At 68.8% G+C, this 21,170-nt stretch carries 23 protein-coding genes; 7 read left to right on the forward strand and 16 right to left on the reverse strand.

The features are described 5' to 3' along the window. Positions 1-35: 35 nt before the first annotated feature. Both JK358_RS04415 and JK358_RS04420 read left to right on the forward strand, forming a co-directional pair. On the forward strand, positions 36-641 hold the full coding sequence (locus tag JK358_RS04415) for a TetR/AcrR family transcriptional regulator (protein ID WP_201943896.1): 606 nt from the start codon (positions 36-38) through the stop codon (positions 639-641). Then, a complete protein-coding gene (locus JK358_RS04420) occupies positions 628-1,224 on the forward strand; it encodes a class I SAM-dependent methyltransferase (protein ID WP_232850789.1) in 597 nt (198 codons plus the stop codon). Before JK358_RS04415 ends, JK358_RS04420 begins: the two co-directional genes overlap by 14 nt. 13 nt (positions 1,225-1,237) lie before the next feature. Here JK358_RS04420 and mtnC read toward each other — a convergent pair whose 3' ends face one another. The 3 genes from mtnC to mtnA are packed head-to-tail and all read right to left on the reverse strand — an operon-like array spanning position 1,238 to position 4,275. Continuing rightward, positions 1,238-1,921: an acireductone synthase gene (gene mtnC / locus JK358_RS04425; RefSeq protein WP_201943898.1), complete on the reverse strand. Its 684-nt coding sequence runs from the start codon at positions 1,919-1,921 to the stop codon at positions 1,238-1,240. Continuing rightward, positions 1,918-2,493, reverse strand: coding sequence for a 1,2-dihydroxy-3-keto-5-methylthiopentene dioxygenase (locus JK358_RS04430; protein WP_201943899.1), 576 nt, complete (start codon positions 2,491-2,493; stop codon positions 1,918-1,920). Before JK358_RS04430 ends, mtnC begins: the two co-directional genes overlap by 4 nt. Before the next feature lie 18 nt (positions 2,494-2,511). Then, a complete protein-coding gene (mtnA, locus tag JK358_RS04435; protein WP_201943900.1) occupies positions 2,512-4,275 on the reverse strand; it encodes an S-methyl-5-thioribose-1-phosphate isomerase in 1,764 nt (587 codons plus the stop codon). 143 nt (positions 4,276-4,418) lie between these two features. Between mtnA and JK358_RS04440 the strand changes: the two genes are divergently transcribed. Further along, positions 4,419-4,700 carry a ribbon-helix-helix domain-containing protein gene (locus JK358_RS04440; protein WP_201943903.1) on the forward strand — a complete coding sequence of 94 codons (282 nt, stop codon included), beginning with the start codon at positions 4,419-4,421 and terminating at the stop codon, positions 4,698-4,700. Then, a complete protein-coding gene (locus JK358_RS04445; RefSeq protein ID WP_201943905.1) occupies positions 4,697-5,110 on the forward strand; it encodes a hypothetical protein in 414 nt (137 codons plus the stop codon). The genes JK358_RS04440 and JK358_RS04445 overlap by 4 nt, the downstream gene beginning before the upstream one ends. Before the next feature lie 9 nt (positions 5,111-5,119). Here JK358_RS04445 and JK358_RS04450 read toward each other — a convergent pair whose 3' ends face one another. Continuing rightward, entirely contained in the window at positions 5,120-6,364 is a 1,245-nt protein-coding gene (locus JK358_RS04450) for a KasA/KasB family beta-ketoacyl-ACP synthase (protein ID WP_201943907.1), read from the reverse strand. 39 nt (positions 6,365-6,403) lie between these two features. On the opposite strand from JK358_RS04450, the gene JK358_RS04455 reads away from it, so the two are divergent. Next, on the forward strand, positions 6,404-6,970 hold the full coding sequence (locus JK358_RS04455) for a TetR family transcriptional regulator (protein ID WP_201943909.1): 567 nt from the start codon (positions 6,404-6,406) through the stop codon (positions 6,968-6,970). Between the two features lie 40 nt (positions 6,971-7,010). On the opposite strand, the gene JK358_RS40265 is transcribed toward JK358_RS04455, so the two are convergent. After that, positions 7,011-8,204: a phthiocerol/phthiodiolone dimycocerosyl transferase family protein gene (locus JK358_RS40265; protein WP_201943911.1), complete on the reverse strand. Its 1,194-nt coding sequence runs from the start codon at positions 8,202-8,204 to the stop codon at positions 7,011-7,013. A gap of 285 nt (positions 8,205-8,489) precedes the next feature. Here JK358_RS40265 and JK358_RS04465 point away from each other — a divergent pair, with 285 nt between their 5' ends. Continuing rightward, positions 8,490-9,368 (forward strand): NAD(P)-dependent oxidoreductase, encoded by an 879-nt coding sequence (locus JK358_RS04465; protein WP_201943913.1) that lies wholly within the window; start codon positions 8,490-8,492, stop codon positions 9,366-9,368. Positions 9,369-9,433: 65 nt separating this feature from the next. Beyond that, the gene (locus JK358_RS04470; RefSeq protein WP_201943926.1) at positions 9,434-10,828 is read left to right on the forward strand and encodes a TerD family protein; all 1,395 of its coding nucleotides are present in this window, start codon (positions 9,434-9,436) and stop codon (positions 10,826-10,828) included. A gap of 15 nt (positions 10,829-10,843) precedes the next feature. On the opposite strand, the gene JK358_RS04475 is transcribed toward JK358_RS04470, so the two are convergent. The 11 genes from JK358_RS04475 to JK358_RS04525 form a co-directional block, all read right to left on the reverse strand. Then, positions 10,844-11,164, reverse strand: coding sequence for a hypothetical protein (locus tag JK358_RS04475; protein ID WP_201943928.1), 321 nt, complete (start codon positions 11,162-11,164; stop codon positions 10,844-10,846). Positions 11,165-11,190: 26 nt separating this feature from the next. Further along, a complete protein-coding gene (gene thpD / locus JK358_RS04480; RefSeq protein WP_201943930.1) occupies positions 11,191-12,075 on the reverse strand; it encodes an ectoine hydroxylase in 885 nt (294 codons plus the stop codon). 109 nt (positions 12,076-12,184) lie between these two features. Then, positions 12,185-13,549, reverse strand: a complete 1,365-nt coding sequence (locus JK358_RS04485) for an FAD-binding oxidoreductase (protein ID WP_201943932.1) — start codon at positions 13,547-13,549, stop codon at positions 12,185-12,187. Then, positions 13,546-13,869, reverse strand: coding sequence for an avidin-fold protein (locus JK358_RS04490; protein ID WP_201943934.1), 324 nt, complete (start codon positions 13,867-13,869; stop codon positions 13,546-13,548). The genes JK358_RS04485 and JK358_RS04490 overlap by 4 nt, the downstream gene beginning before the upstream one ends. After that, complete coding sequence (locus JK358_RS04495; RefSeq protein ID WP_201943936.1) at positions 13,866-15,164, reverse strand: ATP-grasp domain-containing protein; 1,299 nt, start codon at positions 15,162-15,164, stop codon at positions 13,866-13,868. Before JK358_RS04495 ends, JK358_RS04490 begins: the two co-directional genes overlap by 4 nt. A 49-nt stretch (positions 15,165-15,213) precedes the next feature. After that, the gene (locus tag JK358_RS04500) at positions 15,214-16,242 is read right to left on the reverse strand and encodes an NAD(P)/FAD-dependent oxidoreductase (protein ID WP_201943938.1); all 1,029 of its coding nucleotides are present in this window, start codon (positions 16,240-16,242) and stop codon (positions 15,214-15,216) included. Next, positions 16,239-17,732 (reverse strand): class I tRNA ligase family protein, encoded by a 1,494-nt coding sequence (locus JK358_RS04505; protein ID WP_201943940.1) that lies wholly within the window; start codon positions 17,730-17,732, stop codon positions 16,239-16,241. Before JK358_RS04505 ends, JK358_RS04500 begins: the two co-directional genes overlap by 4 nt. Beyond that, positions 17,729-18,106 (reverse strand): cupin domain-containing protein, encoded by a 378-nt coding sequence (locus tag JK358_RS04510; protein ID WP_201943942.1) that lies wholly within the window; start codon positions 18,104-18,106, stop codon positions 17,729-17,731. The genes JK358_RS04505 and JK358_RS04510 overlap by 4 nt, the downstream gene beginning before the upstream one ends. Continuing rightward, positions 18,103-19,383, reverse strand: coding sequence for a lysine N(6)-hydroxylase/L-ornithine N(5)-oxygenase family protein (locus tag JK358_RS04515; RefSeq protein WP_201943944.1), 1,281 nt, complete (start codon positions 19,381-19,383; stop codon positions 18,103-18,105). Before JK358_RS04515 ends, JK358_RS04510 begins: the two co-directional genes overlap by 4 nt. 104 nt (positions 19,384-19,487) lie before the next feature. After that, entirely contained in the window at positions 19,488-19,949 is a 462-nt protein-coding gene (locus JK358_RS04520) for a TIGR03667 family PPOX class F420-dependent oxidoreductase (protein WP_201943952.1), read from the reverse strand. Further along, positions 19,946-21,157, reverse strand: coding sequence for an MFS transporter (locus tag JK358_RS04525; RefSeq protein WP_201943954.1), 1,212 nt, complete (start codon positions 21,155-21,157; stop codon positions 19,946-19,948). Before JK358_RS04525 ends, JK358_RS04520 begins: the two co-directional genes overlap by 4 nt. Between the last annotated feature and the right edge of the window lie 13 nt (positions 21,158-21,170).

The following is a 21,170-nucleotide window of genomic DNA, read 5'->3' on the forward strand; positions in this document are numbered from 1 at the left end:
CCAATCGATAAGGTACGTCAAGTACCCTATTGTGCATGCCCTCAACCCGCCGCCGCGGTTCCGCCCTGGAGCAGGCCATTCTGCAGGCCACCGCGACCGAACTTCTCGAATCCGGCTATGCCGCCCTGACCATGGAAAAGGTCGCCGCCCGCGCCGGCACCAACAAGAACGCCCTCTACCGCCGCTGGCCCAATCGCCTGGCCCTGGCCGTCGCCGCCTACCGCCAATTGGCCACCGCCAGCCCCGTTCCCGATACCGGCACCCTGCGCGGCGATGCCCTGGAACTCCTCCGCCGAGCCAACCGCCACTGGAGCTCCCCCACCGGCGCGATCCTGCGCGACCTCCTGGCCGCCGCGGCCAGCACCGCCGAACTGCTGGCCCAGCTCCACGACGAGTCCGCCGACGCGGCGGCCGCCCCCTGGCTCACCCTGCTGGACCGTGCGGTCGCCCGCGGCGAGCTCACGCCCGAAGCCCTGCACCCCCGCGTGGCCACCGTCGCAATAGTCCTGCTGCGCAACGAATTCGTGGTACACGGCGTCCCCCACACCACCGACGAGGTCCTCGTGGAGATCGTCGACGAGGTCTACCTCCCTCTCCTGCGCAGTCGCACATGCCAGAATGTCGCGCATGACGGCACCTGACGAGCAGCGGTGGAACGGAAACATCCACTACCACAACCTGATTGCCGAGGCGGTGGGCGAAGCGGACTCGGTGCTCGATGTCGGGTGCGGTGAGGGAATGCTCGCGCGACGTCTTCGGCGCAGCGCGTCCCAGGTGACGGGAATCGACCTGCACGAGGACAGCATCGAACTCGCGCGGGCGCAATCGGGCGACATCACCTATCTGGTGGCGGATTTCCTCGGGTATCCGTTTCCGTCGAAGTCGTTCGATGCCATCGTGTCGGTGGCGACGCTGCATCATATGGATGCGGTGACCGCGTTGACGCGGATGGCCGAATTGCTGCGGCCGGGTGGCACCCTGGCGATTGTGGGGCTGGCGCGGGACGTGTTTCCGCGCGATCTGGCCTACAGCCTGGCGGGGGTGGTCGCGTACCGGTATCACCGGATTCGCAAGCGGGACTGGCTGCATCCGTCGCCGATCGTGTGGCCGCCGCCGGTGACGAACCGGGAGATGCGGAGGATCGCCGAGCAGGTGCTGCCGGGGGCTCGGTTCCGGCGGCACCTGCTGTGGCGCTATTCGATCGTGTGGACCAAACCCGTGTAGCGGGCTGGGCCGGTCAGGAGAGGGTGATCTCCGCGAAATCGCTGATCCAGCGGTGGGGTTCGCGGGGGGCGTTGGGTTCGCCGGGGCGGGTGACGCCGACGGCCTGCCAGCCCGCGGCCACTGCCGCGTCGAGCTCGTCGGGGTGGTCGGACAGGAACAGGATGTGCTCCGGGGCCACACCGATGGCGCTCGCGATCTTCTCGTAGGAGGAGGCTTCGCGTTTCGGGCCTGCCGTGGAGAGGTCGAAGTGACCGCTCAGGAGTGCGGAAAGGTCTCCGCCACGGGCGAATTCGAACCAGTCCCGCTGATTGCGGACCGAGCCGGAGGAATAGATGTAGAGGGCGATGCCCGCCTCGCGCCAGGCGCGCAGGGCGGGGGGCACGTCCTCGAAGAATTCACCGTGCAGCGAGCCGTTGCGGAAGCCCTCGGCGCAGACGATGCCCTGGGCCGCCTTCAGCGGCTCGGACTTCACATCCGAATCGAGCCAGTCGATGAGGATGTCGGCCACCTCGGCGGCATCCGCGTCCGGGCGGTCGGCCTGGGCGCGGGTCGCCGCGATGATGGAAGCGCCTGCGCCGTCCTGGTTTTCGGCCAGCCAGCCGGGCAGCCGGGTGCGGGTGTAGCCGTAGAGGTCCTCGCGCACCGAGCTGGTCGGGCTGGTGGTGCCCTCGATGTCGAGGACGATGGTGGTGATCATGCGCCCACGAGTTCGTCGAGGGTGGGGAAGCCGCTCGAGATCTTGTCGCCGGTGAAGTCGCCGATCCAGCCGTCTTCCTCCTCGAAGAAGCGCACGGCCACGAATTCGGGGCGGGTGCCCATGTCGAACCAGTGCAGGGTGCCCGCGGGGACGGAGACGAGATCGCCCGCGGTGCAGACGGTCGCCAGAACCTCGTCGCCCAGGTGCAGGTAGAAGCAGCCCTGTCCGGCGGCGAAGAAGCGCACCTCGTCCTCGGCGTGGCGGTGCTCGTCGAGGAATTTGGTGCGGGCGGCGGTGGCCTTGGCGGGCCATTCCGGATCGGACTCGTCGGGGTGGATGCGGGCGACGTCGATGTGCTTGTAGCGGCCGTCGGCGTTGAGCGCGTCGATGCGCGAGGCGTATTCGGCGAGCAGCTCGTCGGTGGAGGTGGCGCCGGTGAGGCTCTCCAGCAGCGGCCATCGCTCGAAAGTGATGCCGCGCTTGGCCAATTCGGCGGCGATGACGGCATCGTCCTCGGTACGCAGGGTGACGTCGGCGCTGTCCTTGTCGGACATGATCTGCAGCAGTGTCATGGTCAGCTCTCCTCGGAACTACTTCTCGCCCACCGAGATTTCGCGGTGTCCGGTCAATATTGCCAATTCGCACATGGCTTCGAGGCATTCGGCGCGATCGCGCGCCTGCGCCAGCGAGGCGCCCCATGCGGTAATGCCGTGGCCCGCGATGAACAGCACCGGCGGGGCGTCGGGATGTTCGGTCAGGTACTTCTCGATGTCCTCGCCGATGCGCGGCACGTCGGCGTGGTTCGGGAAGACCGGAATGTCGATGGCGTCCGGGCGGATTCCGCCCAGCCCCTTGATCAGTTCATAACCGGAGAACCGCACCGTCTGCGGCGTCGCGCTCGCCGCGGCGATGGACAGGGTCGTGGCGTGCGGCGGATGCACGTGCACCACGGCCGCGCTGTCGCGGGTGCGATACACGGCGGTGTGGATGGTGGTCTCCGCCGACGGCCGCTTGCCGTTGCGCTCGACCGGCGTCGAATCGGCCACCTGTACGGCCACCATATCGGCGGCAGTGAGCTCGCCCTTCGACAGTCCGCTGGCCGTGATCACAGCTGTATTATCCTGCCGCACAGAGATATTGCCCGCCGTACCCGGCATCCAGCCGTTGGCGTAGAGCCCGCGCGCGATGGCCGCGATCTCCACCCCGGCGTCCGGGTGACCCGCCGAAACCTGCACCGCCACAGCGGTTTCAGCCTTAGAGGAAACCACGGCAGGCACCAGCGTGTCGACTCCGTCGCTGCTGCCGGGCGGGCGGCGGTACACGCGGTGGGTCGCCGCGTCGGCGGCGGTGCGGGTTTCGCCGGGCGCTTCCAGCACGCCGAATTCGGTGACCACGGCGGTCACGAGTTCCGGCGGGGTCACGTCGAAGGCGGGGTTGAAGGTCTCGGTCCCCTCGGGAGCCGTTCGCACGCCGCCGAATCCGGTGACCTCGGCGCTGGCGCGCTGCTCCACCACGATGTCGCGACCTGTCGGGGTGGAGATGTCGCGGGTGGACTCCGGCGCGACCACGATGAACGGAATCCCGTGATGCCGCGCGGCCAGCGCCAGCATGTAGGTGCCGATCTTGTTGGCTACCGATCCGTCCGCGGTGATGCGATCCGCGCCCACGATGACCGCGTCCACCTCCTCGGTGGCCATGGCCCACGCCGCCGCCGAATCGATGGTGAGCCGATGCGGGATTCCGGCCTCGGCCATCTCCCACGCGGTCAGGCGCGCGCCCTGCAGCAGGGGTCGCGTCTCGTCCACGATCACCTCGGCCAGCGCCCCGCGCTGGTGCAGCACGCGCAGCGCGCCGATGGCGGTGCCCACCGCGGTGGTGGCGAGCCGCCCGGTATTGCAGTGCGTGAGCAGCCGCAGTGGCCGGTCCCCGCACAGCTTCTGGATCAGGTCGGCGGCGTGGGTGGCGGCGGCCAGGTTCACCCGGCCGTCCTCGGCCAGCATCTCCAGGGCCTCGTCGAGCATGGCCTGCGTGCCCTGCGGCAGCCGGTTCAGCGTGCGCCGCACGCCCCAGGCCAGATTGACCGCGGTCGGCCGGGCGTCGGCGATGCGCGCGGCTTCGGCGCGCACCTGCTCGGCGTCCACGACTCCGTCGGTGGTGGCGGCGAGCGCCGCGATCACCACACCGAAGGCACCCGACACGCCGATGGCCGGCGCGCCGCGAATGGCCAGGCTCTGGATGGCGTCGATGACCTGATCGACCGTCGTGATCCGCAGCTCTCGCAGCTCAGCCGGCAGCAGACGCTGGTCGATGGTGACGAGCGCACCGTCGTCCCACGCGATCGAGCTTTCATCCATCTAAGTCATGTCCTCTGGGCTGGAATCGGGACGCGTCCCGCGATCACGGGCGCACGCCAACGGTATCGAATCCGGATCGCCGTGTGACCGGCAGGTTTGAGATCAGCGGAATCCGAACCGCCCGGGACCGTTATCATTCTGATATGGCGAGAGAACGTCGCACCCGCAAGATCACCGTGTCGGTGCCCGAGGAGATCGCCGCGACCCTCGACGACTGGCGCGCCAAAGGCCGGATCGAGTCCATCAGCGCCTTCGTCGTCGAATCCGTCAAGGCCCGCGTCGATCGCGCCGAGTCCCTGGCTCGCATCGAACAGGTCTTCGGCGGCCGTCCACCCCTCGACCTCATCAACCGGGCCCGGGCCGTGCAGGGTCTGCCCCCGTTATCGGAGGAGGACACGCCCGGCGATCATGCCGGCGCGGCATGACCTCCCCGGGCTCCACCCTCGGCGGCGTCGTCTTCGACACGGCCGCCCTGACCGCATGGGCCCATCGCGTCGCCTACGTCCAGTCGGTGGTGTGGGCGACCGCCGACGCCGGGCACACGATCATCGTCCCCGCCACCGCCCTGGCCGCCGCGCGCGCCTTGATTCCGCCCGGCCGTCTGGACATCCTCTCTGTGCTGCTGGACTTGCCGAACACCGTCATCCAGCCCCTGGACCGCCCGGCCAGCGATCATCTGGGCGCAGCCCTGGCCGACCGCGCCGACGCCGACGCTCTCATCCCCGCCGGGCACGCCACCATCGAGGCCGTGAGCCGTGACTGGCCCTGCCTCACCGATCGCCCGGACACCCTCAAGAAACTGGATCCCCGGGTCCAAACCGACACGCTCCCTTAGAGTTTCACCTCAGGACACGCCCAGGGCCAACGTCACATTGTGGCCACCGAATCCGAACGAATTACTGAGCGCGTAGTCCAGGATCTGATGCCGCGGCTTGTCGGCGACCACATCGATGGCGATCCCGTCGTCGGAGTTCTCGAAATTCAGTGTGGGCGGGACGATCTGCTCGCCCAGCGTGCGCAGGGTCAGGATGGCTTCCAGCGCGCCGACCGCACCGATGGAATGGCCCAGTGCGGATTTCGGTGCGTAGACCGAGGATTCGGGGGTGACGGCCATGATCGCCCGCGCCTCGGAAGCGTCGCCGATGGGGGTTCCGGTGGCGTGGGCGTTCACGTGGCCGATGTCGGAGGGCGAAAGTCCGGCCGTGGCAAGGGCTTTGCGCATGGCGCGCGCCGCGCCGCCGCCGTCGGGGGCGGTGCCGGTGATGTGGTAGCCGTCGGAGGTGATGCCCGCGCCCAGCACGCGGCCGTGGATGTGCGCGCCACGGGCGCGGGCGTGCTGTTCGGATTCGAGGACGAGCAGGGCTCCCGCTTCGCCGAAGACGAATCCGTCGCGGTCGCGGTCGAAAGGCCGGGAGGCGCGGGCGGGTTCGTCGTTGCGGGTGCTCATGGCGCGCATCATGGCGAAGCTGGCGATCGGGACCGCGTCGATGTGACCTTCGACGCCGCCCGCGACGACCACGTCGGCTTCGCCGGTGGTGATCAGCCGCCAGGCGTGCGCGATGGCCTCCGAGCCGGAGGCGCAGGCCGAAACCGGCGCGTAGACACCGCCTTTCGCGCCGAGTTCCAATCCGATGGTGGCGGCGGAACCGTTGGGCATGACCATGGGCACCGTCATGGGCGGCACCTTGCGGTAGCCCCCGGCGCGCATGACGTCGACCGCGTGCACGAGCGCCTCGCCGCCGCCGAGTCCGGTGCCGACGACGACGGCCAATCGTTCCGGATCGAGTTGCGGGGCTCCGGCCTCCTGCCAGACCTGGCGGGTGAGCACCAGCGCGAGCTGCTGGACGAAGGACATGCGCCGCTGCTCGATTCGGGTCAGCTGCGCGCCAGGCGGCGCGGTCAACCGCCCGCCGATGCGCACCGGCAGGTCGTAGTCGGTGACGAAATCGTCTGCGAGCGTGCCGATTCCGCTTTCCCCGGCCAGCAGCCGCGTCCAGGTCGTCGCCAGGTCCGCGCCGAGGCAGGTGGTGGCAGCCATGGCGGTCACGACGACGTTCGGACGAGTTTCTGTACCAGTTGCTACACCCATGGGGAAATGAATACCTGTAGCACCCGCTACAGTCAACTCGTGCCCCGCCCACTCGACCATGCCCGCCGCGCGGAACTGCTCGCCGGTGTCATCGCCTATATCGCCGAACACGGGCTCGCGGAATTGTCGCTGCGCCCGCTGGCCGACTATCTGGGCACCAGCTCACGCATGCTGATCCACTATTTCGGCACCAAGGAGCAGATGCTGATCGCGGCACTGGAGACGCAGCGCCCGAATGTCCCGGCCCTGTTCGCCGGTATCGAGGATTCCGTGACCCTGGAGAACCGGCTCGCGGAGTCGTTCACGGTCAACACCAGCGGGCCCGCGGTCACGGGCCTGCGGGTGCTGTTGCAGGTGCTGGGCGAGGCCTGCGTGCCGACGAGCGTCTTCCGCGCGTACGCCGCCGACGCGGTCCGCGCGGTGATCGATCCGCTGACCGACACCCTGGCCCGCGTCGATCCGGGCCTCGAGGACCCCGAAGCCGCTGCCACCCTGCTGGTTTCGGGCATGCGCGGGTTGATCCAGGACTGGTGGATCACCGGCGACACCGACCGTGTCGATCGCGCCGTGCGCATGCTGGTGCGTCAGGCCGTGGGCCGCCGCTGACCGGCAGCGGCGGCCGGACCCGATCGAATAGTGTTTCGGCTCAGGCGAATTCGCCGAGCAGCTTGGCCAGCATATCGGCGCGACCCTGCTTCTCGGTCTCCTGCAGCCAGGGCAGCGGTATGAAGTCGATGCTGAGGCGGCCCTGGAAGGTGTGCACGAAGTACTCCCCCGGCGCCAGTTCACCCGAGGGCGGCGCGACGGCGGGCGGGTTGACCGTCATACCGCCCCGGAAATCGCTGAGCCGCAACCCGTCCGGCGTCTCGAACTCCGGGATGCGACCCCAGTTCGAGGAGCGGACGATACCGGTGACCACCAGGTTCGGGTTGTATCCGGCCCGCGCCTTGTCGACGATGACCCCGTCCGCCAGTTCGGTTTTGAAGGCGGCGGCCACCGAGCGGGCCAGCGCGACCAGCTCGGATTCATCGGACTCGGCCGTGTATTCGCCGTAGCCGAAGGCATTGGTCGCGGCGGTCGGCGCGATGGGCGGGTCGATACGCTCGCGCAGGTCGACCGCGAAGACGTAGTTCAGCGCGGGCAGTGCGACATTGCGGAACTTGCTCTCGGTCAACAGCACTGCCGCCGACAGCAGGGCGTTGACGGTGAGCTGTTCGCGCTTGGCGAAGTCGAGCAGTGCGGTGGTGGCTTCCGGCGACAGCGGGCAGCGCACCGCCTCCATGGACAGGGTGCCGATGAGCGGGGCGTCGACGGGCAGCGGGTACGGCACGGGTTCGAGCGCCTGGTCGTTCAGCAGTTCCTCGACCGAGCTCGGGTAGTCGCGCGGTTCCGGGCTCAGAATCCCGCCCGCGCTCACCGTGGTGTAGTAGGCCCACAATTCCTCGAGCAGCGTCAGCGAGTGATGCCCGTCGGCGATGCTGTGGTGGATGAGCAGCGTCACCCGGGCGGCGTGCTCGCCGCGGATCACGAGCAGTGCGCTGGTCTCGCGGCTCTGGTCGAGCTGCGCTCCGGTCAGCACCAGTTCGGGATCGCCGTCGGTGACGATGACCCGCGCCTGCGAGTCCTCGGCGACGCGCAGTTCGACGGCCGACGCGTCGTCCCGAATCAGCAGGTGCGCGTTGAGAATCGGGTTGCGCGCCCGCAGTATCTCGAAGGCCCGCGTGAGCTTGTCGATGTCGAGATCGCCGGTGGCGAGCACCGAGTACGCGATGCACACGGTGCTGGTGGCGTAGATGAGCTCACTGGGCGCGAGTGTGCGAATCGTCTTGATAGCAGACACCCCCATGTCCTTCCCCTGAAAACGTGTGGAACACAAGAAAATCGCCGACGCCCTCGGACATCGGCGATCGCTGCGCACGAAACTACCGCGCCTGCGGTGACCCGCGCATCTCGAAAAGTGACACCGGTCATAGTTCGGCACGAACCCGGCGTCCTGATCTGGACCCTTACCGAAGGGTGCGTATCCGGTGCGGAAAGTACGTACTTGTCGCAGATGACGCACGGTTCGACACTCGGTTCTCGGCAGGCGGCCGCGCCCGCGGAACCCATGGTGATCGGAGCAGAGATGATCGACGAAGAACGCACCCCCGTGACGGTGCTGGGGCTCGGCTCGATGGGCCGGGCACTCGCGGAAGCCCTACTGGCGGCGGGGTATCCGACCACCGTGTGGAATCGCAGCGCGGAACGCGCTGCGCCACTGGTGGCGGCCGGGGCCGCCCAGCAGCTCGCGATCGCCGATGCCGTGGCGGCGAGTCCGGTGATCATCTCGGTGCTGACGACATTCGAGGCCACGCGAACAGCCTTGGCGGACACCGGAACCGCGCTGCGGGGACGCACCCTGATCACACTCAATTCCGGAAACCCCACCGACGCACGAGAATTCGCCGACTGGGCGGCCGCGCGCGGCGCGCGGTTCCTGGCCGGGGCGATCAAGAACGTGCCCGCGGCCGTGGGCGATCCCGGTACCCTGCTGTACTTCGGCGGCGAGCGCGCGCTGTTCGAGGAGAGCACGCCGCTGCTGCGCGTATTCGGCGGCGACCTGGTCCACCTGGGTCCGGAACCGGATCTCGCGGCGCTCTACGAATCCGCCGTCGGTACAACGCTGCTGCCCACGCTGCTCGGTTTCCTAGAGGGCGCGGCGGTGCTGGCCGCCCGTGGCCTGCCCGCGAGTTCGATGGTGCCCTACTCGGCCAAATGGCTGGAGATGATCGCGTCGCTGCTGCCGGTGCTGGCCGAGGAGATCGACAACCGCGATTACACCCGGCTCGGGTCGTCGGTGGCGCTGTTCCACGGTGCGATCGACGACGACCGCCGGCTGGGAGCCGAAGCGGGCGTGGACATGTCCTGGCACGAGCCCATGCACGACCTGCTCGAGCGCGCGGTCGCCGAGGGGCGCGGCGGGCAGAGCATCACCGCCCTCGTCGAACTGCTCGGGCAGCGGTAGCCGCCCGCACGTCACCCCCAGCTCTTACAGTGGCAGCAGGTGCTGTGTCAGCGAAGGGGAAAGCCGTGTCCGTCAATCTCGTGAAGGGTCAGAACGGTCCGCTGCACACCACCGATGTGGTGGTGTCGGTTCAGGTCGGCGCGCCGGCGGATGTGTCGGCGCTGCTGGTGACCGCGCAGGGCAAGGTGCGCTCGGACGCGGATTTCGTCTTCTTCAACCAGCCGACCGGGCCCGGGGTCCGGTTGCAGCCCGCGGGCCCGGGGGAACCCGCGGCCCTGTCGGTGTCGCTGGCGCAGGTGCCGCCGGGGATCGATCAGATCCGGGCGGTGATCACCCTCGACCAGGCCGGGGCGACCTTCGGCCGGATCGCGCCGCCGGTCGCGGTGGTGAGCGATGCGCGCGGTACCCGGTTGTACGAGTACCGGATCGAGGATCTGAGCACCGAATCCATCGTGATCGCCCTCGAGCTGTACCGCAGGCAGAACACGTGGAAGGTGCGCGCCGTCGGCCAGGGCTACGCGGGCGGATTCGCCGCACTGGTCACCGATCACGGCGTCAGCGTCGACGAATCCCCGCGGCCCGCACCGGCATACACGCCACCCCCGCCCGCGCCCCCGGCTTACCCGCCGTCGACGCCTGCCTACCCACCGTCGACACCCGCCTATCCGCCGACCACTCCGGCCTATCCACCGACCACCCCCATGTATCCGCCGACCACTCCGGCGTACCCGACGCAGCCGCCCCCGAATTACCCACCGCAGCCCGCACATCCGCCGCAGCGGCACACCCCGCAGCCCGCTCATCACACCCCGCAACCCGCGTACCAGCAGCCCGCACCGCCGCCGCAGTCCTCGGGTGAGGTCAGCCTGAGCAAGGGCCGCCGCGTCGATCTCAGCAAGGGCCAGCGTGTCACCCTGCGCAAGGAGGGTGGCGTCGCGCTGACCCGCATCCGCATGGGCCTGGGCTGGGATCCGATCACCCGTGGCGGCCTGTTCGGCAGGCGGGCGGTCGATATCGATCTCGATGCCTGGGTGGCCATGTTCGCGGGTACCCAGCTCGCCGACGCCTGCTACTACAACCAGCTCGTGTCCAAGGACGGCTCCATCCGCCATCAGGGCGACAACCGCACCGGTGAGGGCGAGGGCGACGACGAGGTCATCACCGTCGACCTCACCCGCGTCCCCGCCCACATCACCTCGCTGCTGTTCGTCGTCACCTCGTATGAGGGACAGACTTTCGAGCAGGTCACCAATGCCTACTGCCGGCTGGTGGACGACACCACCGGCGCGGAGCTGGCCCGCTACAGCCTCACCGGCGGAATGCCTTTCACCGCGATGGCCATGGCCGAGGTGTGGCGGGTGGGCGGCGATTGGAAGCTGCGCGCCATCGGCGACGGCTTCCACGCCAAGCATCCGGGCGAGGCGGCCGGGCAGCTGGCCCGCTTCGTCACCAGGAACTGATCCGACGGTGGCGTCTCACTCGTCGAACAGGTCCGCCCAGTTGCCGTGCGACCAGAATCCGACTGTGACGCCGATACTTTCGAGCCAGCCCTTCTCGCCGCGCCGGACGATGGGTTCGGCGTTGGCGTGCAGCAGGTCGAGCACATCGGCGTCGGCGTCGCCGCCGAGCGCGGCGACCACCACGGGCACCTGGTCCGCCGCGACGGTCAGGGCGTACTCGTACTCCCCGCCGCCGCGCAGGTGCTGGCCCTCGATCACCAGTGCGCCCGAATCACGCAGGGCCGCATCGATATACAGGCCATCTCTGCTCCACAGCGACACCTTGCGTTCCGTCATGTCGTCAGCGTAGAGCACGCGGCCGGTCACCGGACGGGAGTGAAGTCCCGGCTGCCGATGTAGGTCGGTCGCGGTGCGTCGGCCCCGTAGGGTGCGCCCAGGGTGTTCTCCACACTGTTGAACACCAGGAAGATATTCGAGCGCGGGAACGGCGTGATGTTGTTCGACGAGGCGTGCATGATGTTGGAGTCGAACAGCAGCGCCGACCCGGCCGGGCCGGTGAACTGCCGGATGCCGTGCTTGTTGGCCAATTCGGCGATATCGGCCTGGGTGGGGACGCCGATCTGCTGCTCCCGCAACGATTCCCGGAAATGTTCGGCAGGCGTGCGCCCGTGGCACGGGACGAAGGTGCGGTGCGATCCGGGCATGACCATGAGGCTGCCGTTGAAGGGGTGGTTGTCGGTCAGCGCGATGGACAGGCTCACCGCGCGCGGGGCGGGCATCCCGTCCTCGGCGTGCCAGGTCTCGAAATCCGAGTGCCAGTAGAATCCGGTACCCGCGAAGCCCGGCATCATATTGACCCGGCTCTGATGCAGGTACACCTCGGAGCCGAGGATCTGCCGGGCCAGGCCCGCGATCCGCGTCTCGCGCACCAGCTCCGCGATGGCGGTGCTGAGGCGGTGCACCTCGAAGATGGACCGCACGCGGCGCGCGGACTTCTCGATGATCAGCCGGTCGTCCAGCCACAGGTCCGGGTCGCGGGTCAGCCGGTCGATCTCGGCGGTGAAATCGGCGACCTCCATGGGATCGAGCAGCGCGTCGAGGATCGCGAAGCCGTCGGCCTCGAAATCGCTCAGCGTCGCCGTCTCGATGGTTCCCCACACCGTGGGGTCGGACCGGTCGATATGCGGCAGGGGTTCGGCCGTGCGGGTCGGATAGCGGTCCATCCGGCTGATGTCAGGCAACGACATTCGTTTGACTCCGATTCCTTCCTCTGTGACGGGCATGTTCAAGATCGCGCATGAATATTGCGCTGGGCCGGACGGTTCGTTTGCGGTCGGATGAAGACCGGGCTCGTGCTCACAGCGCCTGCGGGAAATCGAAGACGCGGTCGGGGTCGTAGCGGCGCTTGATCTCACACAGGCGGGCGAGATTGGGACCGTAATAGGCGGTGCGCCAGTTGTGCAGCGCAGGATCGGTGAAGTTCACGTATGCGGCGTCGGTGGCGTATTCGCCCATCTCCTCGTACAGCTCGTCGAGCCAGGCGAGGTTGCGGCGGACGACGCACCGTGCGTCGCGACGTGACCAGGAGGTGTCCATGGAGACGAGGAACAGCGTATCGCGGTGCGGGAATGCGCTGTCGCCCACCGGGATCCGGTTGACGGCGCCGCCCCACGTGAACAGCGCCACCCCCGCGCCATCGGGGTTGGCGCTGCCCGGCCACCGGTCCACGGCGGCCGTGATCGCCTCGATTCCCTTGTCCGCCAGGGGCTTCGGCGTGCACCGGGTCCGGACGGCGAACGGATCACCGGAGGTCTCGTGGCGCAGGAAGTCCTTGGCCTCCCAGTAGGTGCGATCGGCGATCTCGACGTGCCCGGGGCGCGACCGCACCAGCACGGGCGCGAGCAGATCGCGCAGTTCGGCGGCCGCACCGAGGTACTGCCCCACCACCGATACGGTTCCACGACGCGCACCCGCCCGGCTCAGTCCGATGCGCGCGGCGAACTCGTCCGGGGCGGCGGCCATGATCTCCTGCATGACGGCCAGCACCTCCTGGGCGTCGCGCCGATCCCACAGCAGCAAGCAGGTGGCGCTGGGCACCGCCCTTCTCGCCTGGAACGTGAACGAGGTGTTCACGCCGAAGTTTCCGCCACCCCCGCCCCGGCAGGCCCAGAACAGCTCCGCGTTCTCGGTGGCACCGCAGGTCCGGACACTGCCATCAGCGAGCACGAGCTCGGTGCTCACCAGGCTGTCGGCGGTGAGCCCGAACGCCCGCGACACGGCCGCAACGCCCCCGCCGAGCGTGAGCCCGCCGATCCCCACCTGCTCCGAATTCCCCAGGGGGAACGCCAGATCGTGGCGCTGCAATGCCGCGTAGATCGCCCCGGTACGCACCCCGCCGCCGACGGTCACCCGCCCGGTCGCCGCCTCCACGCACACCGCGTCGAGCTGCCGCAGATCCACCACCAGCCCCGGCCCGCTGCTGTATCCCGCATAGCTGTGGCCGCCGCCACGTGGCACCACGGGAACTCCCGTCGCGTGCGCCCACTCGACAGCGTGCGCCACATCGGCGGTATCACGCACCCGCGCCACGAGCTCCGGTCGCGAGTCGGCGTTCCGCGCATTGAAAGGTGTTGTCGCCGTGTCGAATCCCGGATCGCCGGGCATCAGGACCGTCCCGGCGAGCCGAGCGGCGAGCCCGGCCACCGCCGAGTCCCGCGTCATCGGATCTCCTCCAGGTAGGAGATGCCGGTCGTGGCGGACGCACCGAACCGTTCCCATTCCTCGCGCAGCCGCAGTCGGCCGTCGCTGGTGTACTCGACGGTCGAATGGGTGCGTCCGGCGACCAGCGTGCCATCGGCGAGCACCATGGTGTAGACCAGCCGCAGCGCCGCGTCCGGCCCGCACAGTCCGGTGACGCTGCCGCGCCGGACCGCGCCGCCGCTGAAGTATCCCCACACCAGGTCGTCGCGCTGGTGGTAGCGGGCGATCACGCCGTCGGCGGCGTCGGGATTGTGGAAGCGGCGGCCGTTGTAGTCGATCATGCGTCTGCGTCCAGTAGTCCGGCGGGCAGGGTGAAGGGGTCTCCGGCGACGATCGGCTCCAAGGGGTCGGCGTCGAGTTCGACGAGAGTCACTGCGGTGTCCAGCAATTCGTCACAGTGGTCCGCGGTGGCGGCCTCGCACACCACGAAGGAGTGGCGGGCGATGTAGCCGCCGGGCGGGAGGCGTAGTTCGGCACCGGGTTCCACCATGGGGGCGGCGGTGACCAGTCCGGTGGCATGGGCGGGGACGGTGACCGATCGCACGCGGCAGTCCTGGCGCGGGTAACCGAATCGGATGCCCGCCACCACGTTTCGGGTCGGGCGGACGGTGGGGCGACGCCCGGTGGCGATATCGACGAGTACCGCCCCGGGATCGACGCCGGTGGCGATGTGCCCGAGGAATGGGATGAGGTCGCCGCCGAGTCTGCCGTTCACCTCGATGATCAGCGGGCCGCGCGCGGTCAGCCGGACTTCGCTGTGGGTGATGCCGTTCTCCACGCCCAGCACCCGGTGTGCCTGTGCGAGAGTGCGGATGAGTTCCGCGTCGTGCAGCAGCGGATCGGCGGCGTCGACGGTGTGGCCGATCTCCTCGAAGTAGGGTTCGTGCCCGGTTCGCTTGCGCGCCACGAACATCGGCAGGTACTCGCCCTGGTCCACGGCGGCGTCGATGCTGATTTCCGGTCCGACGGCGTACTCCTCGACCAGCGCCGTGCCGCGAAACGGTGCGTCACCGATCGCGCTGGCTCCGGCGGCGGTATCGAACGCGGCCGCCAATTCCATTGCGTCGCCGACGAGTACGACGCCCATGCTCGCGCCGAGCGCCTGCGGTTTCACCACCACCGGATAGCCGATCCGATCGGCGGCCCGCCGCGCCTCGTCGAGCGAACGCGTCAGCTGGAAGCCGGGCTGCAGCAGCCCCGCCGCCGTCAGTGCGGTGCGGGTGCGGTGTTTGTCGCGACACCCGCGCACCCCCTCCGGGCTCAGTCCCGGCACGCCCAGTTCGGCGGCGAGGTCGGCAGCGGGCTGCACGAGCGGTTCATCCCAGCACAGCAGTCCAACCACCGAACGCCGCCTGGCGATCTCGCGGCCGCGTGCCCGCAACTGCTCGTGGTCGAAGAGGTTCGCGACGGCGAACTCGTCGAAGTAGTTGCGCTGCCAGGTGGGCTCGATATTGTTGAGCAGCACCAGATTCAGGCCGAGTTCCCGGGCGCGCGCGTGCACGGAACGGGCGAGATATTTGCGATAGGGTTCGAGTCCGCTGCCGATGGCCAGCAGCGTATCCGCGTAGGGGTTCACAGAGATTCCTTGGTGTCACAGGTTTTCGGTGGGTTGCGGCGCGCAGCGATCAGGCCGCCAGGCCGGGCCTGACAACTGCGGCGATGCGCTCGGCGATCAAGGGTGCGGTGCGGAAGCCATCGCCTCCGGTGGCCGCGCGGGCCCAAACCGCCGGTCCGAGTTGGTCGAGTGCGCCCGCACCGGTGCGGGGGTCGGTGGTGTAGTGGCAGTGCTTCAGTGCCGCGATCGGATAGCGATGGGGTTGGGCCAGTACGGATTCGCGGCAGTCGTGGGCGGCGGCGCGGTCGGGTTCGGTGGATTCGTGCGGTGTGCCGACCACGCGGCACAGGGCGCTGGAGCTGAGCTTCAGGAGGGTGCCATCGCCCGGTGGCACCAGCCAGCGCCGGCCGTCCGTGCCGGCGGCACCGACGCTCGGCGCGTGCTCCCACCAGGTGCGCAGGTCGGCGGGTGGGTGCACGTAGGCGACGGTCTGGCGGTACAGGACCGTGGGGACCGGTACCAGTTCTCGGGTGTGGATTCCCGCGGCGACCAGGACCGTGTCTCCGGCCAGAACTTTGCCGTCGGCGAGGACAACCCGGGCGGCGGCGGTGTCGACACCGCTGACCTCGCAGCCGGAGCGCAGCATCACCCCGGGCTGGTTCCGGAGCCAGCGCACGGCCGCCCGTAGCACCCGGTCGGCGAGCAGGACCCCGGCGTCCAGCTCGCGCACGCCGACGTATCCGGCGGGAAATACGATGTGCGGCAGCGTGTCCGGTGCTTCGACGCGGAGGCGCACCCCGGCCTGCCGGGCCGCCCGCACGGCCGCGCCGATCCGGTCGGCGGGCCATCCGGTGACCACGCCGACGCGGCGATAGAACCGGCCGCCGAGCAGGGTCTGCAGTCGCAGCCAATGCTGGTGCAGTTCCGGTCCCGAGCCGGGAGCCGGCGCGCGCAGCACCCGATGCTGGTCGAACGAACTGGATTCCGGGTTCGGCAGCGGTCCGCGCTCGACCACGGTCACCCGGTGCCCGTCGCGGGCGCAGTGCACGGCGGTCAGCAGGCCCGTGATGCCGCCGCCGACGATGACCACGGTGCTCACCCGACCGCCTCCGCCGGCTCCAGCAGCGGCAGCGCCACCGGTGTGATCGACGTACGCTCCGCGCCGCCGAAACCCCGATCCGGCAGCGCGTGGGCCAGGTCGATCAGCACCGGTGCGGCGCAACGCAACAGCACATCGACCTGGTGGCACAGATCGCCGCCGGTGAGCGCGGACCGGTCGAGGCGGACCAGCTGCCGGGTGATGGTCTCGGCGATCCGGACCAGGCTGAATCCCGGCAGTTCGTAGGCATGGGTGAAGCGTTCGACCATGAGGGCCGCCTCGCGCCGGGATCGGCGTGACACCGCGAGTTCCTCCGGTCCGACGCAGGCATTCACGCGTTCCGCCAGTCGATTCCACGGTTCCACCAGCCGCACCCGGGTGAGCGCGGCAAGTTCCCGGTGCGAGAAGCTGGTGCGCTGATGCTCCGGGCTGTCGGCGGCCAGGTGGTATCGGATCAGGTCCCGTGGAACTGTTGCGGCCAGATCCCGTGCCCACACCAGATGGCCGCGACTGGTGGAGAACTTCTCACGCTCGAGTTCGTAGAACTCGTTGGTCAGGAACAGGGTCGGGAACGTCGCGTGCTCGTCCAATGCCATGAGCAGCGCCAGCCCGGCGACGGCGAACGGGTACACATTGTCGATACCGAGGAAGTAGACGATTTCCGCTGCGCCGTCCTGCTTTCCGGCGGTGAGGGCGACGGCGTGCAGCGTGCATGCGATCGCTTCGGCATTGGGATTGATCACCTGCCCCGCCCGCCCGGGTGCGGGGATCCCCCACGACAGCGGATAGGTGACCGGGAAGTCCGCCAGCGGCCGTGCCAGCATTTCGGCGATCACCTGCCGGGTGTGCGGTCGCAGCGTCCCGGCCGCCGCGTCGAAGTGCGCGAGCAGGCGCGGCCGGTACCGTTCCACCGGCAGCGCGAGCACTTCGACCGGCCGCAGTTCGAGGATCTCGTCCGGGTCCCGGGTGGCGCGCAGGTCGATCAGGTCGGCCGCGACGATGACGTGGCCGCAGCTCTCGCACAGCCCGCCGCGGCTGTCGGCCAGACAGGTCGGGCAGTTCCCGGTGATATGAGCGTCCACGAGAAACTCACCCGTGCGCGGCGCGTATGGGAGCAGCATCGTCCGGGGCTCCAGTATGCCTCTGCCGCAGAGTGTTTCGAACAATCGGGTGGTGAAAGACGTGAACCGTTGCTCCCATCCGGCGACATACCCGTCGACATCGATTCCGAGCGCGTCGAGGCTGGCGCGAACCTCCATGTCCGACTGCCGCACCAGCAGTTCGGGTGTGGTGCCGAGCCGGTCGGCCGTGGTCACCACGAAGGTCGGCGTGTCCTGCACCCCGCTGCTGAGGACGGCCGGGCGTCCGGTCGCCCGCAGATAGCGGGCGCAGACGTCGGCGGCCAGGAACGGCCCGGCGATATGGCCGAGGTGCAGGTCCCCGTTGGCGGTGGGTGCGGGTGCGATGAGCAGGGTGGGAACGCTGGTCATGACGCGCGCTCCACCCGTGCGTGCCGGGCGAGGAATCCCGCGGCCAGGTCGGAATCCCACCACACCGCGTACCACTCGAATTCCGTGGCACTGTCGTTTCGAACGTTGTGGGTGCTCCCCGGCAGCAGATGCACGAGGTCACCGGCGACGAAATCCCTTCGCTCTCCGTCTACTTCGAGGACGGCCCGCCCGGATACGGCGATGAACAGCTCGTACTCGTGGTGCGCGTGCGGCTGTGAGGCTCCGCCCGGGGCCAGGACGCACCATGCGCCCTCGAACGGCGCGTTGAGGGCGGCCCAGGGCAGCAGTCGTTCGGAATCCACGCCGTAGGCGCTGGTCAGCTGGTCGCGGTCGAGGCGGCGTAGTTCGATCATGCCGACCGCACCTCCGCCGCCGCGCGGCGATCGAGCAGATCGTCCACGATGTCCTGGGACCGGTGCGCCAGCACGCTGATGAGACTGTCGGCGATGCCGTGCGTGCGCTCGTTCACACCCTGCAAATAGATTCCACCCCAGGCCGATTCGCCGAGTTCGAGGCGATAGCGGCGGCTCACCCGGATCTCGTCGAGCCCGATCCGCGCGGCGAGGTCGCGCACCAGGGCGGGCATCCGCCGGTCGTACCCGGTCCCCAGCAGCACCACATCGCAGCGCAGCGATTCGGTCTTCCCGCTGCGCAGATCCCGCACATCCAGCACGATGTCGTCACCGTCGGTGCGCGCGGCCACGACGTCGGTCATGGCGCGGATGCGGGAGCGGTTCTCCCCCAGCATCTTCTGCTGATACTGCCTCGAGTACAGCTCGTCCAGGAACGGTGGAGCCAGCCCCGCGTAGTTGGTGAGATGCACCTCCTCGAGGATGCGGGCGCGCGCCTCGGCGCCGGCGTTGTAGAACTCGTCGACGAACGACGGGTAGAACAGCTCGTTGACGAATTTGCTGGTCTGATAGTTCTGCAGCCCGATGGACCGCAGCACCAGGGTCGTTGTGCCGGAGGGCAGATCGCTGTGCAGCGCCAGGAACATCTCCGCCGCGCTCTGCGCGCCGCCCACCACCACCGACCGCCACGGTCGATCGGCATCCAGCGCGGCGATGCCCGAGCGGTACCGGGTGCTGTGAATCACCCTGTCGCCGGGCAGATCCGCGAAGACATCCGGAATGCGCGCGTCGCGTCCGGTGCCGAGAACCAGGTCGCGGCAGGCGATCCGGTCACCACCCGCCAGTCGCACCAGCCAGCCGGTGATCCGGCCGTCGCGGGTGCGGCGTGGTTCGATGCGCTCGGCTCGCGCGCCGTGGCGCACCCGCACCAGTTCCAGCGAATGCGCCACCCACTGTTGATAATCCGACAGTTCCCACCGGTACGGGTGGAAGGTGGACAGATTCACGAATTCGTCGAGCCGGTCGTGTTCGTGCAGGAAGTTCAGGAAGGAGAATCGGCTGCGCGGATTACGCAGGGTTACCAGGTCTTTCACGAACGACACCTGGCTGCGCGCCCAGGGCAGCAGCATATCCCGCTGCCATTTCACATCCGGATGCTGCTCCAGCAGCAGGGTATTCGCGGCCAGGCCGGGCGCTCCGGATTCCTCCAGGGCCACGGCGAAGGCCAGATTCGCGGGTCCCGCGCCGAGGGCGAGGACTTCGACTTCGTGTTCGATCACAATCATCCACCTGGGAGTCGAGAATTTGGAATGAGCTCCCAGTCAGTGAATTCGGTGCGCGTGTTGATCGAAAGCCGTTCGCGCAACCGAACATCAACCGCCGATCAGATCTCGCTGTCGATGGAGTGCACCCGGGTGGGGGTGATCACGATCGGTTCGGAGAACATGTCGGCGAAGGCGCGCGGGGTGCCGAACAGCAGGTCGATGCGTTCCGCGTATTTGGCGACGTACGCGGGCAATTCATCGAGAGGCGACACCGTGGCGTCGTAGCGCGCGGTGCCCTCGATCCGCACGACGTCCCGGCCCAGATCGGAGTCGTCCAGGGCCAGTGCGACATTCGGATTGGTGGCGATATTGCGCAGCTTCACCTTGTTCGGCTGGCTGTACACGACGAGGGTGCCGTCCTCGAGCAGCAGGAACCACACCGCCACGGTTTCCGGTCGGCCGTCGGGCCGGACGGTGGACAGCCAGGCGATCTGATCGTCGTGCAATCGCTGCGCGATTCGCGCCCGCCGGTGCGCGGTGAGGTGCTCGGTGAGTTTCGCGATGTTCTCGGACGGGCTCATGATCCGCCTTCCCCAGTGCCGGTGCGCATGCCAGCGTAGGCGCACCAGGCCGCGACCACGGTGCACACGCCGAACAGCGGCCACACCCCGGTGTGGAGTCGTTCCCAGGCCAGCACGCCCACGGTGGGACCCACGGCCAGCCCCAGGCCGAAGACCGCCTGGTGGCCGGTCACGTACCGGGCCCGCACGGGGGCCGCGTAGGTGGAAGGATAGGCGAATATGGTTGGGCCGCTGATCATTACGCCGAGCACGAAGACCGTGGTGGCCAGCAGAACAGGCGCGGGCCCGTACCGCGTGAACACATACCCGGCAACGCCGGCTCCCATGATCAGGGTGCCCAGGCCGCCAGCGACGGCGGGCCGCCAGTGCTTGACGTAGGAGGTGATCTTCAGTTCGAGGCTGATGAGCAGCACCGACGAGGTCACGAGTACCGCGCTGTAGACCCCCGCCGGAAAACCGCGCGCGGTGATCTCCAGCGGCAACGCGACGGTGTACTGCACGTAGACGATCGCCCCGATCAACACCGAGATCAGCAGGAGCCGGAATCCCCGGTCCCGGAAGATCACCCCGTATCCGGAATGCCGTGGCGCGGCGGCGTCTTCCACCGGGACGGCCACCGACGGCAGCAGCGCCCCGGCCAGCACCGCACAGCCCAGCGCCGTCAGCGCGTCGATCCACAGCAGCAGGTTCCAATCGATCAGAATCACCACGGCCGCGAGGAGCGGAGCCAGCGCGGCGCCCAGATTCAGCGCGATGCGCAGCATCGAGAAGGCCATCACCCGATGCTCCCGCGGCGTCAACTCCCCCAGCAGCAGTGCGGCGGCGGGCCGATGGGCCTGGGTGGCCAGCCCGGCGACCGCCACCGCCGCCATCAGGGCAGCGAACCGGCCGGGTACGGCGAGCACCGGAATCACCGCGAGCACCGCGGCCGATCCGGTCATCGCGGCGACAATGGTGTTCCGTGCGCCCAGCCGTCGGGTGAGCTCACCGCCGAAGACCGTGCCGCACACCGCTCCCGCGCTGTAGGCGGTCAATGCCAGCCCGGCCCGGCCGACGGTGAATCCGGCGTGGATCAGGTAGAGCACCAGATAGGTCTGGACGAAGGCCCCGAGCTGATTGACCAGGACGCCCAGGAGCAGATATCGCACCGGCCCCGGGGTTTCGCGCAGAGCGGTGAACACCCCCGATCGTTCGTCGATTCGAGTCACCTCAAACCTCTTT

The organism is Nocardia acididurans, assembly GCF_016741815.1.
GTDB lineage: Bacteria > Actinomycetota > Actinomycetes > Mycobacteriales > Mycobacteriaceae > Nocardia > Nocardia acididurans.

Coding starts and splice junctions, on each gene's coding strand:
- JK358_RS04415 (WP_201943896.1), top strand. CDS start 36: ATGCCCTCAACCCGCCGCCGCGGTTCCGCCCTGGAGCAGGCCATTCTG.
- JK358_RS04420 (WP_232850789.1), top strand. CDS start 628: ATGACGGCACCTGACGAGCAGCGGTGGAACGGAAACATCCACTACCAC.
- mtnC (WP_201943898.1), bottom strand. CDS start 1,921: ATGATCACCACCATCGTCCTCGACATCGAGGGCACCACCAGCCCGACC.
- JK358_RS04430 (WP_201943899.1), bottom strand. CDS start 2,493: ATGACACTGCTGCAGATCATGTCCGACAAGGACAGCGCCGACGTCACC.
- mtnA (WP_201943900.1), bottom strand. CDS start 4,275: ATGGATGAAAGCTCGATCGCGTGGGACGACGGTGCGCTCGTCACCATC.
- JK358_RS04440 (WP_201943903.1), top strand. CDS start 4,419: ATGGCGAGAGAACGTCGCACCCGCAAGATCACCGTGTCGGTGCCCGAG.
- JK358_RS04445 (WP_201943905.1), top strand. CDS start 4,697: ATGACCTCCCCGGGCTCCACCCTCGGCGGCGTCGTCTTCGACACGGCC.
- JK358_RS04450 (WP_201943907.1), bottom strand. CDS start 6,364: ATGGGTGTAGCAACTGGTACAGAAACTCGTCCGAACGTCGTCGTGACC.
- JK358_RS04465 (WP_201943913.1), top strand. CDS start 8,490: ATGATCGACGAAGAACGCACCCCCGTGACGGTGCTGGGGCTCGGCTCG.
- JK358_RS04475 (WP_201943928.1), bottom strand. CDS start 11,164: ATGACGGAACGCAAGGTGTCGCTGTGGAGCAGAGATGGCCTGTATATC.
- thpD (WP_201943930.1), bottom strand. CDS start 12,075: ATGTCGTTGCCTGACATCAGCCGGATGGACCGCTATCCGACCCGCACG.
- JK358_RS04485 (WP_201943932.1), bottom strand. CDS start 13,549: ATGACGCGGGACTCGGCGGTGGCCGGGCTCGCCGCTCGGCTCGCCGGG.
- JK358_RS04490 (WP_201943934.1), bottom strand. CDS start 13,869: ATGATCGACTACAACGGCCGCCGCTTCCACAATCCCGACGCCGCCGAC.
- JK358_RS04505 (WP_201943940.1), bottom strand. CDS start 17,732: ATGACCAGCGTTCCCACCCTGCTCATCGCACCCGCACCCACCGCCAAC.
- JK358_RS04510 (WP_201943942.1), bottom strand. CDS start 18,106: ATGATCGAACTACGCCGCCTCGACCGCGACCAGCTGACCAGCGCCTAC.
- JK358_RS04520 (WP_201943952.1), bottom strand. CDS start 19,949: ATGAGCCCGTCCGAGAACATCGCGAAACTCACCGAGCACCTCACCGCG.